At 72.1% G+C, this 14,282-nt stretch carries 14 protein-coding genes; 5 read left to right on the top strand and 9 right to left on the bottom strand.

Annotation, left to right across the window (positions count from 1 at the left end):
- Window positions 1-7: 7 nt before the first annotated feature.
- The 4 genes from hsaB to hsaA are packed head-to-tail and all read right to left on the bottom strand — an operon-like array spanning window position 8 to window position 3,505.
- Window positions 8-565, bottom strand: a complete 558-nt coding sequence (gene hsaB, locus QMG73_RS24000; protein ID WP_281899213.1) for a 3-hydroxy-9,10-secoandrosta-1,3,5(10)-triene-9,17-dione monooxygenase reductase subunit — start codon at window positions 563-565, stop codon at window positions 8-10.
- Window position 566: 1 nt separating this feature from the next.
- On the bottom strand, window positions 567-1,475 hold the full coding sequence (gene hsaC, locus QMG73_RS23995) for an iron-dependent extradiol dioxygenase HsaC (protein ID WP_281899211.1): 909 nt from the start codon (window positions 1,473-1,475) through the stop codon (window positions 567-569).
- Entirely contained in the window at window positions 1,472-2,320 is an 849-nt protein-coding gene (hsaD, locus tag QMG73_RS23990; protein ID WP_281899312.1) for a 4,5:9,10-diseco-3-hydroxy-5,9,17-trioxoandrosta-1(10),2-diene-4-oate hydrolase, read from the bottom strand. Before hsaD ends, hsaC begins: the two co-directional genes overlap by 4 nt.
- A 30-nt stretch (window positions 2,321-2,350) precedes the next feature.
- Window positions 2,351-3,505, bottom strand: a complete 1,155-nt coding sequence (gene hsaA / locus QMG73_RS23985) for a 3-hydroxy-9,10-secoandrosta-1,3,5(10)-triene-9,17-dione monooxygenase oxygenase subunit (protein ID WP_281899210.1) — start codon at window positions 3,503-3,505, stop codon at window positions 2,351-2,353.
- 142 nt (window positions 3,506-3,647) lie between these two features.
- On the opposite strand from hsaA, the gene QMG73_RS23980 reads away from it, so the two are divergent.
- The 3 genes from QMG73_RS23980 to QMG73_RS23970 are packed head-to-tail and all read left to right on the top strand — an operon-like array spanning window position 3,648 to window position 6,099.
- Window positions 3,648-4,787 carry a Rieske 2Fe-2S domain-containing protein gene (locus QMG73_RS23980; protein ID WP_281899208.1) on the top strand — a complete coding sequence of 380 codons (1,140 nt, stop codon included), beginning with the start codon at window positions 3,648-3,650 and terminating at the stop codon, window positions 4,785-4,787.
- Window positions 4,784-5,044: a hypothetical protein gene (locus QMG73_RS23975; RefSeq protein ID WP_281899207.1), complete on the top strand. Its 261-nt coding sequence runs from the start codon at window positions 4,784-4,786 to the stop codon at window positions 5,042-5,044. The genes QMG73_RS23980 and QMG73_RS23975 overlap by 4 nt, the downstream gene beginning before the upstream one ends.
- The gene (locus QMG73_RS23970; protein ID WP_281899205.1) at window positions 5,041-6,099 is read left to right on the top strand and encodes a ferredoxin--NADP reductase; all 1,059 of its coding nucleotides are present in this window, start codon (window positions 5,041-5,043) and stop codon (window positions 6,097-6,099) included. Before QMG73_RS23975 ends, QMG73_RS23970 begins: the two co-directional genes overlap by 4 nt.
- Here QMG73_RS23970 and dmpG read toward each other — a convergent pair.
- From dmpG to QMG73_RS23950, 4 genes are read right to left on the bottom strand one after another with little or no spacing between them, the layout of a single operon-like run.
- Window positions 6,090-7,133 (bottom strand): 4-hydroxy-2-oxovalerate aldolase, encoded by a 1,044-nt coding sequence (gene dmpG, locus QMG73_RS23965; protein WP_281899203.1) that lies wholly within the window; start codon window positions 7,131-7,133, stop codon window positions 6,090-6,092. The two genes, QMG73_RS23970 and dmpG, sit on opposite strands and share 10 nt — an antisense overlap.
- Window positions 7,111-8,016, bottom strand: coding sequence for an acetaldehyde dehydrogenase (acetylating) (locus tag QMG73_RS23960; protein ID WP_281899202.1), 906 nt, complete (start codon window positions 8,014-8,016; stop codon window positions 7,111-7,113). The genes dmpG and QMG73_RS23960 overlap by 23 nt, the downstream gene beginning before the upstream one ends.
- Before the next feature lie 2 nt (window positions 8,017-8,018).
- Complete coding sequence (locus QMG73_RS23955) at window positions 8,019-8,801, bottom strand: 2-keto-4-pentenoate hydratase (protein WP_281899200.1); 783 nt, start codon at window positions 8,799-8,801, stop codon at window positions 8,019-8,021.
- Window positions 8,795-10,387: an FAD-binding protein gene (locus QMG73_RS23950; protein WP_281899198.1), complete on the bottom strand. Its 1,593-nt coding sequence runs from the start codon at window positions 10,385-10,387 to the stop codon at window positions 8,795-8,797. The genes QMG73_RS23955 and QMG73_RS23950 overlap by 7 nt, the downstream gene beginning before the upstream one ends.
- Before the next feature lie 39 nt (window positions 10,388-10,426).
- Between QMG73_RS23950 and kstD the strand changes: the two genes are divergently transcribed.
- Window positions 10,427-12,052 carry a 3-oxosteroid 1-dehydrogenase gene (gene kstD, locus QMG73_RS23945; RefSeq protein WP_281899195.1) on the top strand — a complete coding sequence of 542 codons (1,626 nt, stop codon included), beginning with the start codon at window positions 10,427-10,429 and terminating at the stop codon, window positions 12,050-12,052.
- The gene (locus tag QMG73_RS23940; RefSeq protein WP_281899193.1) at window positions 12,052-12,882 is read left to right on the top strand and encodes a MaoC/PaaZ C-terminal domain-containing protein; all 831 of its coding nucleotides are present in this window, start codon (window positions 12,052-12,054) and stop codon (window positions 12,880-12,882) included. The genes kstD and QMG73_RS23940 overlap by 1 nt, the downstream gene beginning before the upstream one ends.
- Here the strand turns inward: QMG73_RS23940 and QMG73_RS23935 are convergent.
- Complete coding sequence (locus tag QMG73_RS23935; RefSeq protein WP_407676847.1) at window positions 12,872-14,206, bottom strand: FAD-binding oxidoreductase; 1,335 nt, start codon at window positions 14,204-14,206, stop codon at window positions 12,872-12,874. The genes QMG73_RS23940 and QMG73_RS23935 overlap by 11 nt on opposite strands.
- Window positions 14,207-14,282: the final 76 nt, after the last annotated feature.

The raw sequence follows: 14,282 nt of genomic DNA, 5'->3' as shown, positions 1-14,282 counted from the left end.
GCCATCGCTACATCCAGTCGGTGTGCCTGTGCCAGGAGAGGATGGTGTCGACGACCTCGGGTTCGTCGTGGGGGGAGATGTCCTGGGGGGCGGTGTAGCGACCCTTGTAGAAGAGCAAGGGTTTCGCCGCCCGGCACTCCCCCAGCGCCGTGACCCGGCCGACCACGATGTCGTGGTCACCACCCGGGTGTACGACCTCGACGTGGCAGTCGGCCCAGGTCAGTACGCCGGTGAGGATCGGCGCGCCGGCCGGTGACGGGCTCCACGCCACGTCTCGCCACCGGTCGGCGCCCGCGGTGCCGAAGCGCCGGGACAGGTCGCGCTGGTCGTCGGCGAGCACGTTGACGCCGAAGTGCCCGGCCGAGCGGATGCGCCGCCAGGTCTCCGACGTGCCGCGCGGGCAGAACAGCGCCAGCGGCGGGTCGAGCGACAGGGCGGCGAACGCCTGGCACGCGAACCCGACCGGCGCCCCGTCGACGATCCCGGTTATCACCGTGACACCCGTGCAGAAGTGCCCGAACACCCGGCGGAACCGGTCGGTGTCCACAGTGGCCGGCGCGATCACGCTAGCCCGCCGCCGCCGCGCGGGTGAAGCGGTGGCCCCACACGCTGTGGGCGGTGGTCTGGCGGGCCACCCACGTCGCGTCGTCGACCGTCTGCCCGTCGGTGCCGTACTCGATGTCGAACCCGCTCGGCGTGCGCAGGTAGAACGACACCATGAAGTCGTTGGCGTGCCGCCCGAGCGACGAGATCAACGGCGCGCCCTGCTTGCGGCAGCGGTCCATCGCGCGGCCGACGTCGTCGAGCGTCTCGACCTCGATCATCAGGTGGATGAGGCCGGACCGGGCCGGGATCGGTGCCACCGCGAGGCTGTGGTGCCGCGGGTTGCACCCGAGGAACCGCATCCACAGTGGAGTATCGATCGCGGGCAGGCCGAGCGTCTCGGGGATCAGCCGCATCGAGTCGCGCAGCCGGAAGCCGAGCACCTCGGTGTAGAACCGCAGCGCGGCGGCGTCGTCGCTGGCGGGCAGCACGACGTGGCCCATGCCCTGGTCGCCGGTGACGAAGCGGGTGCCGTACGGCGACAGGGCCGGCCGGGTGTCGAGGGCCGCGCCACAGAACAGTTCGAGCGTGTTGCCGAACGGGTCGTCGACGCTCACCATCTCGGAGACCCGCCGGTCGGCCAGTTCGGCGGCGCCCGCGGGCTTGACCGCGACCCCCGCCTCTTCGAGGGTGCGCACCGCTCGGGCCAGCGCCGGCGGGTCGGTCAGCTCCCACCCGGTGGCGGTCAGCCGGTCGCGCTCCCCCGGCGTGACCACGAGCCGGGCCGGGAAGTCGTCCATCCGCAGGTACAGCGCGGACTGGTCCGGGCCGCGCCCCTCGACCATGCCGAGGACCTTGGTGCCGAACTCCCGCCACGCCCCGATGTCGGTCGCCTCTATCCGCAGGTATCCCAGCGAACGGATGAGACTCATGTGCCTTCCCCTTCCAGGAAGTCGATGGCCAGCCGGTTGAACTCGTCGAACCGCTCCAGCTGCGCCCAGTGGCCGCAGCCACCGAAGACGTGCAGCCGGGCGCGGCGGATCAGCTTGAGCGCCACGAGCGCGCCGTCGAGCGGGTTGACCCGGTCCTCCCGGCCCCAGATCAGCAGCACCTCGTTGCGCAGCCGGTGCGCCTCGCGCCAGAGCAGCCCCTCCTCGTAGCGCGCCGGGTCGGTGAAGGACGCGCCCATCGCCTTCATCGCGCGCAGCGCCGCCGGCTCGGTGGCCGCCCGGAACCGCTCCTCCACGAGCTCGTCGGTGACGAGGCTCGGGTCGTGCACCAGCGTCCGCAGGAACGCCGCGAGCTTCTCGCGGGTCGGCCCGGGCGGCGCGGCGAACGCCATCAGCCGCCGGACGCCCTCGGTCGGATCAGGCGAGAAGACGTTCAGGCTGAGGCCGCCGGGCCCCATCAGCACGAGACGGCCGGCCCTTTTCGGGTACCGGAGGGCGAAGCGCACCGCGGTGCCACCGCCCAGCGAGTTGCCGATGAGGTGTACCCGCTCTAGCTCCAGCTCGTCGAGCAGGCCCGCGAGCGCGTCGGCCGCGTGCGTGAAGTAGTGGTCGGTGATGTCGCCGGCCTCGGACCGGCCGTAGCCCGGCTGGTCGACGGCGAGCGTGTGGAACCGGCGCGCCAGCACTGGAACGTTGCGCCCGAAGTTGCTCCACGCCGAGGCGCCGGGCCCGCCGCCGTGCAGCAGCACCACGGTGGCGGCGCCGGCGGGACCGGCCTCGTGGTAGTGCACACCGGCGGCCGTGCGGCTCGTCGCCTCGAAGTCCACAGTAGGCTCCACAGTAGACGCACTCACGGCTCACACCATCGCGTCGGTGATCTGGAGGCCGAACTCGCCCCGACCGAACATCGACAGCGCGCGCTCCGGGTCGTTGATGGCGTGTACCCGGCCGGCGTGCGCGTCGCGCCAGAAGCGCTGGATCGGCGTACCCATCGCGAGCGCGCGCCCGCCTGAGTTCTCGAACAGGCGGTCGACGGCACGGATCGCCTGCGCGGTGCCGCGCACCTGGTCCCGGCGTACCCGGAGGCGAAGTCGCATGGGCAACTTCTCCCCGGCGGTGACCAGCGCCATCAGCTCGCGGAAGTTGTTCTCCAGGGCGAGCCACGCGTTGTCGAGGTCGCCCGCGGCCTCGGCGACGCGCACCTGGGAGTGCGGGTCCTCCGCGGCCTTGACCCCGACGTAGGACGCGCGGACCCGGTCGCGCAGGTAGTCGACGTGCGCGTCGTAGGCGCCGGTGGCCATGCCGATGACGGGCGTGGTGATGGCGTACGAGAACAGCGAGCCGTACGGGATCCGGTACAGCGGCGCGGTATTGAGCTCCTGGCCGGGGCACTTGCAACGCGCGGTGTCCATGAAACTGAGCGACCGGTGGGCCGGCACGAACGCGTCTTCGATGACGATGTCGTTGCTGCCGGTGCCGCGCAGGCCGACCGTGTTCCACACGTCGTCGATGGTGTAGTCGGAGCGGGGCACCAGGAACGTGCGGAAGTCGGCCGGGTCGCCGGGCGCGATGCCGCCGAGCAGCACCCAGGTGGCGTGGTCGCAGCCGGACGAGAAGCTCCACCGCCCGCTGAGCCGGTAGCCGCCGTCGACGACGGTGACCTTGCCGGTGGGCGCGTACGACGACGACATGCGGGTGCTCGGGTCGTCGCCCCAGACGTCCTGCTGCGCCTGGTCGGGAAAGAGCCCGAGCTGCCAGTTGTGCACGCCGATGACCGAGCCGACCCAGCCGGTGGAGCCGCAGGCGCTGCCCAGCAGCCGCACCGCGGTGAGGAAGGTGACCGGATCGGCCTCGTATCCGCCCCACCGCGCGGGCTGGAGCAGCCGGAAGAACCCGATCTCGGTCAGGGATTTCACGGTCTCGGCGGGCAGCGCTCGGCGATCTTCGGCTTCCTGCGCGCGCTCGCGCAACACGGGAAGGAGATCTTTCACCCCATCGAGGACTTCGCTCATGTTCTGCCCCCTTGCTGGCTGACTGGATCGCCAGCCACTATAGTAGAACACGTTCTAGATTTGGTGAGCCACCGCGTACGAGCGAAGTTTAGCGCACTGTATAACGTGTTTCAGATCGATGAACGGGCATGTGGAGGGGCTGATGAACGACGGGGACGCCGTACGGTCCATCGACGCCGGCGAGCCGCCGAAGCGGTTCGCGCGGGGTTGGCACTGCCTCGGGCTCGCCGACACCTTCCGCGACGGCGCCCCGCACGCCATCGAGGCGTTCGGCACCAAGCTGGTCGTGTTCGCCGACTCAGCGGGCAAGCTGCACGTGCTCGACGCGTACTGCCGGCACATGGGCGGCGACCTCACCATGGGCACCGTGAAGGGTGACGCGATCGCCTGCCCCTTCCACGACTGGCGGTGGGGCGGCGACGGCAGGTGCGCGGGAGTGCCGTACGCCCACCGCGTGCCGCCGCGGGCGCGCACCCGGTCGTGGCCGACGCTGGAGGAGAACCAGCAGCTCTTCGTCTGGAACGACCCGCAGGGCGGCAAGCCGCCGGAAGACGTCACGATCCCCCGCATCGAGGGCGCGTTCTCCGACGAGTGGAGCCAGTGGACGTGGGACTCGGTGCGCATCGACGGCGCGAACTGCCGCGAGGTCATCGACAACGTCGTCGACATGGCGCACTTCTTCTACATCCACTTCGCCTTCCCGACGTACTTCAAGAACGTCATGGAGGGGCACGTGGCGGCGCAGTACCTGGAGACCCGGGGCCGGCCCGACGTCACGAACGGCTCCAACTACGCCGGCGACTCCGAGACCACGCTGCGCTCGGAGGCCGCGTACTACGGGCCCTCGTACATGATCGACAAGCTCTTCCACAACTACCACGGCATCGTGGTGGAGTCGATCCTCATCAACTGCCACTACCCCGTCACGCCGACCTCGTTCGTGCTCCAGTGGGGCGTCATCGTCAAGCGGCTGCCCGGCCTCACCACCGAGCAGGCGGAGAAGGTGGCCCGTAAGTTCGGCAAGAGCGTGGGCGTCGGGTTCCTGCAGGACGTGGAGATCTGGAAGCACAAGAGCCGCATCGACAACCCGCTGCTGTGCGCCGAGGACGGTCCGGTGTACCAGCTCCGGCGCTGGTACGAACAGTTCTATGTGGACGTCGAGGACGTCACCGACGACATGGTCGCCCGGTACGAGTTCGAAGTGGACACGACGCGGGCGATACAGGCGTGGGAGGTCGAGGTGGCCGACAACCTGGCACGGCGCGCGGCGGCCGAGACGTGACCGCCGACTTCTACCTCGAAGGCGGGCTGGCGCCGCTGGCGTGCGAGCACTGTGGAGCCCGGGTGCGGGTCAAGAAGGCCAGCGCCATGCAGACCAGCGTGCAGTGGACGCGGTCGGCGGTGGCGGAGTGCGCGGAGTTCACCGCCTCCGCCGCGGGCGCGGCCGACGGCCAGCCCAACGCGCTCGTCGCCACGTGCGTCAAGCTCCGCGACAGCATCGAGCGCGCGGTCCGCTGCGGCGAGTTGAGGGCGGGATGATCCGGTACCGCCGGCTGCGGGTCGCCGACCTCATCGAGGAGACGCCCGACGCGTACTCGCTCGTGCTGGCCGTGCCACCGGAACTGGCCGCCGAGTTCGCGTACCGGCCGGGGCAGTACCTGACGATCCGGGTGCCCGGCGCGGCCGGGGGCGCGGTGGCGCGCTGCTACTCGCTGTCCAGCTCCCCGCACACCGACGACCACCTGAAGATCACGGTGAAGCGGGTGCCCGACGGGCGCGCCTCGAACTGGATCTGCGACCACGTCAAGGTGGGCGCCGTGCTGGAGCTGTTGCCGCCGTCCGGTGCCTTCACGCCCGGCTCGCTCGACCGCGACCTGTTGCTGCTCGCCGGCGGCAGCGGCATCACACCGGTCATGTCGATCATCAAGTCGGCGCTGGCGCGGGGTTCCGGCCACCTCTCCCTCCTGTACGCCAACCGGGATACCGCCTCGGTCATCTTCGCGGCCGAGCTGCGGACACTTTCGGAGCGGCACCCGTCGCGGCTGCGGGTCGCGCACTGGCTCGACAGCGCGCAGGGGCCACCCGATCCGGCGTCGCTCGCGCCACTGCTGGCGCCCTACGCCGACCGGGACGCGTACGTGTGCGGGCCCGAGCCGTTCGTCGCTGTGGCGTGCAAGGCGCTGGGCCAGCTCGGCGTGCCGGAGCAGAGAGTCCACATCGAACGGTTCCACTCCGCCCTGGCACCCGCCGCGATCGACGACGCGAGTCCCCCGCCCGCCGTCGACCCCGGGCTGGGGGTACCCGCTTTGAACGGTGCCACGGCGGCGACCGCGGAGGTGCACCTCGACGGGCAGGTCCACCACCTGCCGTGGCCGGCCGGCACGCGCCTGCTCGACCTGCTCATCTCGGCCGGGCTCAACCCGCCCTACTCGTGCCGGCAGGGCACCTGCGGCGCCTGCGCGTGCCGGTTGCTGGAGGGCGAGGTCGAGCTGGTGCACAACGAGATCCTCGAAGACGAGGACTTCGCCGAGGGGTACACCCTCGCCTGCCAGGCGATACCGCGGACCGCGACGGTCCGCGTCACCTACTCCTGACCCGCTCCGCGCGCCGCGAGGGTCAACGCGATGTCGATCAGCTGGTCCTCCTGGCCGCCGACCAGTCGGCGGGCGCCGGCCTCGACCAGGATCTCGGCGCCGGAGACGCCGTAGCGTTCGGCCAAGGTGTACGCGTGCTTGAGGAAACTCGAGTACACGCCGGCGTACCCCATCACCAGCGCCAGCCGGTCGAGCCGGCACTCCTCGGGCATCGCCGGCCGCACCACGTCTTCCGCCGCGTCGACGATCGCGAAGAAGTCGATGCCGGTGGTGATGCCGAGCTTGTCGCACACCCCCACGAACGCCTCGACCGGCGTGTTGCCGGCACCCGCGCCGAACCGGCGGGTGCTGCCGTCGATCTGGGTGGCTCCGGCGCGGGCGGCCAGGACCGAGTTCGCCACGCCGAGGCCGAGGTTCTCATGGCCGTGGAAGCCGACCTGCGCGTCGTCGCCGAGCTCCGCGACGAGGGCGGCGACCCGGTCGCTGACCTGGTCGAGCACCAGCGCGCCGGCGGAGTCGACGACGTACACGCACTGGCAGCCGGCGTCGGCCATTATGCGGGCCTGCTTGGCGAGGTCTTCGGGAGACACCGAGTGCGCCATCATCAGGAAGCCCACGGTCTCCAGGCCACGGTCGCGGGCGAGCCCGAAGTGCTGGGCGGCGATGTCGGCCTCGGTGCAGTGGGTGGCGATGCGGCACACGGTGGCGCCGTTGCCGGCGGACGCGAGGATGTCGTCCTTGACGCCGACGCCGGGCAGCATGAGGAACGCGATCTTGGCGTGCCGCGCGGTCTCGACCGCTACCGAGATCAGCTCCTGTTCGGGCGTGCGGCTGAAGCCGTACGTGAACGAGGAGCCGCCGAGCCCGTCGCCATGGGTCACCTCGATGACCGGTACGCCCGCGGCGTCGAGGGCGCCGACGACGGCGGCCACCTCGGCGGCGGTGAACTGGTGCCGCTTGGCGTGCGAGCCGTCGCGCAGGGACGAGTCGGTGATGCGCAGGTCGAGAGCGTCAGAGAAGCGGCGCGGCAGCATGAGACTCCCCAAGGGATCGGGCCAGTTCTTCGCCGACGCGGGTGGCGGCGGCGGTCATGATGTCGAGGTTGCCGGCGTACGCGGGCAGGAAGTCGCCGGCACCGGCGATCTCCACGAAGATGGCGACCCTCGTGTGTGGACCGTGCGCGTCGAACTGCGGCTCGTTGAGCAGCCGGTACCCGGGCACGTAGCGGGCCACGTCGGCGGCCATCGCCTTGACGGAGGCGGCCACCGCGGCGGTGTCGGCGCCCGGGTCGACGGCGCAGAAGATGGTGTCGCGCATGACCATCGGCGGGTCGGCCGGGTTGAGCACGATGATGGCCTTGCCCCGGGCGGCGCCGCCGATCACCTCCAGCCCGCGGCTCGTGGTGCGGGTGAACTCGTCGATGTTGGCCCGGGTACCCGGCCCCGCGGACTTCGACGCCACGGTCGCCACGATCTCGGCGTAGCTGACCGGGGTGACCCGGGAGACGGCGTACACCATCGGGATGGTGGCCTGGCCGCCGCAGGTGATGAGGTTGACGTTGGGCGCGTCGAGGTGGGCGTCGAGGTTGACGTGCGGCACCACGGGCGGGCCGACGGCCGCGGGTGTCAGGTCGATCGCCCGGATGCCGGCGGCCGCGTACCGGGGCGCGTTGGCGCTGTGCACCGCGGCCGAGGTGGCCTCGAAGACCAGTTCGGGCAGCGGGTCCTGAGCCAGCAACCAGTCGACGCCGTCCACTGTGGTCGCGAGGCCCAGCTCGGCGGCGCGGCGCAGCCCCGCGCTCGCCGGGTCGATGCCGACCATCCAGCGCGGCTCCACCAGGTCGGAGCGGAGCAGCTTGAAGAGCAGGTCGGTGCCGATGTTGCCCGACCCGACGATGGCGGCGGTCGCCTTGGCCACGGTCACCCTCCCACGAACGACAACGAGACGTCACCCAGGCCCGTGAACGACGCGCGGAACTCGTCGCCCGGGCGGGCGTCGATCGCGCGGGCGCATGCCCCGGGCAGGATCAGGTGCCCGGCCCGCAGCCGTACCCCGAAACGGGCCACGGTGCGCGCGAGCCAGGCCACGGCGGTCACCGGGTTGCCCAGTACCGCGTCGGAGCGGCCCTGCGCGACGACCTCGGTGCCCCGGTACAGCACGGCGTCGATGCGGCGGATGTCCACCTCGGACGGTGGCACCCGGGCGGCACCGACCACGAACCCCGCCGACGACGCGTTGTCGGCGATGGTGTCGGCCAGGCTGATCCGCCAGTCGAGGATGCGGCTGTCGATCAGCTCGATCGATGGGGCGTACGCCTCGGTGGCGGCCACCACGTCGTCTTCGGTGCAGTCCTCGCCGGGCAGGTCGGCGCCGAGCAGGAACGCGACCTCGATCTCCACGCGGGGATAGCAGTACCGGGTCGCGTCGACCGGAACGGTCTCGGACAGGCCCATGTCGGCCAGCAGGTGGCCGTAGTCGGGCTCGTCGACGCCCATCATCTCCTGCATCGCCCGCGACGACAGCCCCACCTTGTGGCCCACCACGCTCGCGGTGCGCCGCCGGATGTTGTGGAGCTGGATCTCGTACGCGTCGGCCGCTTCCAGCTTCGGGTGCGACTCGACGAGCGGCGGGATCGGCGCCCGGTCGCGCTCGGCGTCTCGCAGCCGGTCGGCCAGTGTGGACAGTTCCAGCTCACTCAGCACGGTACCCCCTCTTCAGAGCCGGCGTGCCGGCCAGCGCGCCGGCCGGAGAACACGCAGTCGGCCAGCGACAGGCCGCTGACGTACGAGTTCGAGCAGACACCCACGGCGGAGCGGCCGGCGGCGTACAGGCCGGGGATGGTGTCGCCGCCGGGCCGGCGTACCAGACCGGTCCGCTCGTCGACCAGCAACCCACCCAGGGTGAGCATCGGCGCGGGCTGGCCCAGCCGCGGCCTGACCGAGCAGTCGATCAGTGAGTAGGGCGCTTGCCCGAGCGGCCGGACGTGGTCGGCGGGCTTGCCGGCCGGGTCTGGCTCGCCGGCCTCGGCGGCCGCGTTGTACGCCTTGATGGTCGCCGCGAGCCCGCCCGGTTCGACGCCGGCCTTCGCCGCGACCGCCGCCAGGGTCGGCCCGCTGACCCGGTCGACGGTCAGCAACCACCGCGCCTGCAGCCACTGGAACCACAGCGTCTGCTCGCGTACCTGCCGGCGGGCCTCCGCGAGCGTGCCGGCGTCGACCAGCAGCCACGCCCTGCGCTCGTCGCACCGCAGCACGGCGTCGCCGATCGCGGCGCCGTACCGGGACTCGTCGCACACCCGCTGCCCGGCCCGGTCGACGAGGACCCCGCGCACGAGCGCGGCGGGCGGGGTGATGAAGCGCCACAGCGACACCCGGTCGAGGTGTCCGGTGCCGGCGCCCACCTCCGTGCCGAGCCGGATGCCGCTGCCGTCGTCGGCGGGGGTACCGAGGCGCAGGCCGCCCCGGTACTCGGGCGCGTGCTCGGCGACCATCCGTCGGTTGTGGACGAAGCCGCCGGCCGACAGCACGACGCCGCGCCGGGCGGCGATCCGCAGTGGACGGCCGAAGCGGCGCTCCAGCCAGGTGACCGGCCGGTGCAGCGCGCGCCCGAGCGCGGGGAGGTAGAGCCCCGGCTTGACGGACCAGCGGTGCAGCACACCGTGCGCGAACCGTACCCAGCCGGGCGCACCGCTCAGCGTGGTGGCCTCGACGCCGACGACCCGGCCGCCGTCGCCGGTGACCAGCCGGTGCGCGGTCGTCCGGGTGCGTACCCGGACCCGCCGCTCCCGCGCGGCGGCGGCCAGCCGGGCGTGCAGCACCGCGCCCGACGTGCCCTTGCCGACGGCGCGGTGGCCGCGCGGCGCGGGCGCGGGGAACGACAGCTCACTCCCGGAGTAATACAGGTAGAACCTGTTATCGGGATACGACGTCTTGTGCGGGCAGAGGCTGGCCTCGAACGGGACGCCGCGCTCCTCCAGCCACGCCAGCATGCTCACGCTGCCCTCGCAGAACCGCCGCAGCGTCTCCGGCGAGACGGCGTCGCCCACCTCGTGGCTCAGGTACGCGAACATCGCCTCCGAGTTGTCCTCGATGCCGGCCGCGCGCTGCTGGGCGGTGCCGCCGCCGGCGTACACGACGCCGCCGGAGAGCGCGGTCGAGCCGCCGCCGCCGAAGCGGTCGAGCGCCACCACGGTCGCGCCGGCCTCGGCCGCCTCGATGGCGGCGCAGGCTCCGGCGGCACCGAAGCCGACCACCACCACATCGGCGTACTCGTCCCAGGCCACGGTCACCTCCTAGGCATCACCCTCGCAGAACTATAACCTGTTCTAGTGGAACACTTCGACCTCGTAGTAGTGGGAAGCGGAGCGGCGGGCATGACGGCCGCGCTGACCGCCGCGCACAACGGGCTCACCGCGGTCGTCCTGGAGAAGGCCGGCGCCTTCGGCGGCTCCACGGCACGCTCTGGTGGCGGCGTCTGGCTGCCCGGCAACGACGTGCTGCGCCGCGCCGGCGTGACCGACAACGAGGACCAGGCTCTGAGGTACCTGGCGCACGTCGCCGGGCCCGAGGTGCCGGAGGCGCGGCAGCGGGCGCTGATCGAGCACGGGCCGGCGGCGCTGGCGTTCGTCGCGGCGCACTCGCCGCTGCGGTTCTCGTGGGTGCCCGGGTACGCCGACTACTACCCGGAGGCGCCGGGCGGGCTGCCGCAGGGGCGCACGATCGAGCCGGTGCCGCTCGACGGGCGGGTACTGGGAACCGACCTCGACGCCCTCGCGCCGCCGTACCTGCCGGTGCCCGAGGGCATGGTCGTGACCGCCGTCGACTACCGGTGGCTGTCGCTGGGCACGCGGCACTGGCGGGCGGCCCTGACGGCCGCGCGGCTCGGCGTGCGGGCGGCCGTGTCGCGGGCGCTCAAGCGGCGCCGGATCGGCATGGGCCAGGCGCTCGCCGCCGGCCTGCGCGCGGGGTTGCGGCAGGCGGGCGTGCCGGTGTGGCTGGACACTCCGATGGCCGACCTGTACGTCGTGGACGGCCGCGTCGCCGGTGTGCGGACCGGAGACGGGCGCCTCGTCGGGGCGCACCGGGGTGTCCTGATCGCCTCGGGCGGCTTCGAGCGCAACGAGGCCATGCGCCAGCTGTACCAGCGGGCACCGATCGGTACGGAGTGGACGGTCGGGGCGCCCGGCAACACCGGCGACGGGATCGCGGCCGGCGAACGGCTGGGCGCCGCGCTGGACCTCATGGACGACGCGTGGTGGGGCCCGTCGATACCGCTGCCCAACGGTCCCTACTTCTGCCTGGCCGAGCGCAGCCTGCCCGGCTGCGTCATCGTGAACGAGCGCGGGCAGCGGTTCGTCAACGAGGCCGCGCCCTATGTGGACGCCGTGCACGCCATGTACGACACCGGCAGCGTGCCCGCCTGGCTCGTCGCCGACCAGACCTACCGGGACCGGTACCTGTTCGCCGGTCGCGGGCCACGCGCGCCGCTCCCCCGCCGCTGGTACGAGGCGGGCGTGGCACACCGAGCGTCCACCCTGGACAGCCTTGCCGCGAAGATGGGCGTACCGCCCGAGGCGCTGCGCGACACCGTCGAGCGGTTCAACGGGTTCGCCACGGTCGGCCACGACCTCGACTTCGGGCGCGGCGACTCCGCCTACGACCGGTACTACGGCGACCCGCGCAACCACCCCAACCCGAACCTCGCGCCACTGCTCAAGCCACCGTTCCACGCGTTCCGGATCGTGCCCGGCGACCTGGGCACCAAAGGCGGGCTGCGCACCGACGAGCGCGCCCGCGTCCTGCGCCCGGACGGCTCGACGATCCCCGGCCTGTACGCCGCCGGCAACGCCAGCGCGTCGGTGATGGGCCACAGCTACGCGGGCGCCGGCGCCACGATCGGGCCCGCGATGACGTTCGGATACCTGGCCGCCCTCGACGCCGCCAAGGAGGCGTGATGCCCATCGACCCCGCCGTCGCGATCGGCGCCGAACTGCCCGGCCGCGACCTGTCCTGGACCAGCACCGACGTGCTGCTGTACCACCTCGCGCTGGGCGCCGGCGCCTCGGAGATGTCCTATGTGTACGAGCGGGACCTGCGGGTGCTGCCGACATTCGCGGTGGTGGCGGCCACGCTGCGCGACACCGAGCCGCCCCCGCTCGACATGCCGGGCGTCGACGTGAGCCTCGCCAGCGCCCTGCACGGGCGGGAGGAGCTTGTCATCCACCAGCCGCTGCCCGTCACCGGCGAAGCGAAGTCGCGGTCGCGGATCGCGGACGTGTACGACAAGGGCAGCGCGGCCATCGTGGTGACCGAGACCAGCACGCCGTACTACACCAACCGCACGAGCATCTTCCTGCGCGGCGAGGGCGCATTCGGCGGCGACCGCGGGCCGAAGACGGCGGTGGCGGTGCCGGAGCGCACGCCCGACGCCGAGGTACTGTGCCGCACCTGGCCGGAACAGCCCCTGTGGTACCGGCTGCTGGGCGACCGGAACCCGTTGCACGCCGACCCGGACTTCGCCGCGCTGGCCGGCTTCCCGCGCCCGATCATGCACGGCCTGTGCACGTACGGGATGGTGTGCAAGGCCGTGGTGGACGCCATGCTCGACGGCGATCCGTCCACAGTGACCGGTTACGGTGCCCGCTTCGCGGGCGTGGTCTTCCCCGGCGAGACCCTGCGCGTACGCGCCTGGCACGCCGACGGCGGCTTCGCCGTCACCGCCACCGTGGCCGACCGCGACGACGCCCCCGCCCTCTCCGACGCCCTCCTGACCGTCAGCGGGTAGTGGGTGGGATGTTCTGGTTCAGGCGGAAGACGTTGTCGGGGTCGTAACGGCGTTTCAGGGCGCGGAGCCGGTCGTACTTCGCCGGCCCGTACGCCTGCCGCACCCGATCCTCGCCCTCGTCCATGAGGAAGTTGACGTAGACGCCTGTATGGAAGGGGCTGAGCGCCGTCCAGAAGTCGCGCACCCACTCGCGCTCCTCGTCGAAGCCGTCCGGGCCGTCGGTGGCGGCGGTGATGTTGAACGTGTGGCCGGTGACCCGGCCCTCGAAGGCCGTGTCGTCCCGGCCGACGCGGGCCGCCGCGCCGCCGACCTGCCAGATGGGGAACGCGGTGCGCGGCGACCGGATGCGCATCGCGTGGTCGACGGTGATGTCGATGACGTCGTCGGTCAGCTCGACGACGTCGCAGGCGCGCATGTAGTACCACCAGCCGTGCGGGTAGCTCGGGTCGAACATCGCCTGGTGCGCCAGGAACGGCTTCGGGCGGCACAGGTCGAGCACCGGCGACCCGAACCGCCGCAGCGGCCGCAGCACGCGCTCGCCCTCGTCGACCGCGCCGGCCCAGCAGGACACGACGGCGACGACCAGCTCGCCGTGCAGCTCGGTCGGGATGAACGGCAGCGGCGGGGCCTTGCGGTGCACCACCGCCGTCATCAGCTCGTCCGGCGCGTCCGCGATCCACTCCCGGTAGAACCGCAGCACCCTCGGCGACTCGGCCATCGGCCAGAAGATCGGTCCAGCTAGGACGGTCGGGCCCAGCGGGTTGAGCCGGAACTCAAACTCGGTGACGACGCCGAAGTTTCCGCCGCCCCCACGCACGCCCCAGAACAGGTCGGCGTTCTCGCCGGCGCTCGCCTTCACGAACTCGCCGCCCGCGGTGACCACGTCGACCGACAGCAGCTGGTCGATCGTGAGCCCGTACTTGGGCATCAGCCAGCCGAGCCCGCCGCCCAGCGTGAGCCCGGCGACGCCGGTGTGCGTGACGATGCCCGCCGGCACCGCCAGGCCGAACTCCTGCGTCTCGCGATCAAGCTCGCCGATCAGCACGCCGGCCTGTACCCGAGCGGTGCGCGCGTCGGGGTCGACGCGCACGCCCTTCATCGGCGAGAGGTCGATCATCAGGCCGCCGTCGCAGACCGAGTACCCGGGGAAGCTGTGACCTCCGCCCCGGACGGCCACGGTCAGGCCGTGCTCCCGCGCGAACCGCACCGCGGCCATCACGTCAGCGACCCCGGCACACCGGACAATCAGGGCAGGGCGGCGATCGATCGAACCGTTCCAAACCCGACGAACAGCGTCAAACTCCCCATCAGTCGGGCGGACCAGGCCGCCCCGTAACGTCGCAACAAAATCATTGACCGCGCGTTCCTCGACCCGAGCCGGCGGAACGGCAGCCGTAGCC

This window comes from Phytohabitans aurantiacus, from assembly GCF_027923225.1.
GTDB lineage: Bacteria > Actinomycetota > Actinomycetes > Mycobacteriales > Micromonosporaceae > Phytohabitans > Phytohabitans aurantiacus.
This window is presented reverse-complemented; position numbering and strand designations above follow the sequence as displayed.

Coding starts and splice junctions, on each gene's coding strand:
- QMG73_RS23980 (WP_281899208.1), top strand. CDS start 3,648: ATGAACGACGGGGACGCCGTACGGTCCATCGACGCCGGCGAGCCGCCG.
- hsaA (WP_281899210.1), bottom strand. CDS start 3,505: ATGAGCGAAGTCCTCGATGGGGTGAAAGATCTCCTTCCCGTGTTGCGC.
- dmpG (WP_281899203.1), bottom strand. CDS start 7,133: ATGCTGCCGCGCCGCTTCTCTGACGCTCTCGACCTGCGCATCACCGAC.
- QMG73_RS23940 (WP_281899193.1), top strand. CDS start 12,052: ATGCCCATCGACCCCGCCGTCGCGATCGGCGCCGAACTGCCCGGCCGC.
- hsaC (WP_281899211.1), bottom strand. CDS start 1,475: ATGAGTCTCATCCGTTCGCTGGGATACCTGCGGATAGAGGCGACCGAC.
- QMG73_RS23970 (WP_281899205.1), top strand. CDS start 5,041: ATGATCCGGTACCGCCGGCTGCGGGTCGCCGACCTCATCGAGGAGACG.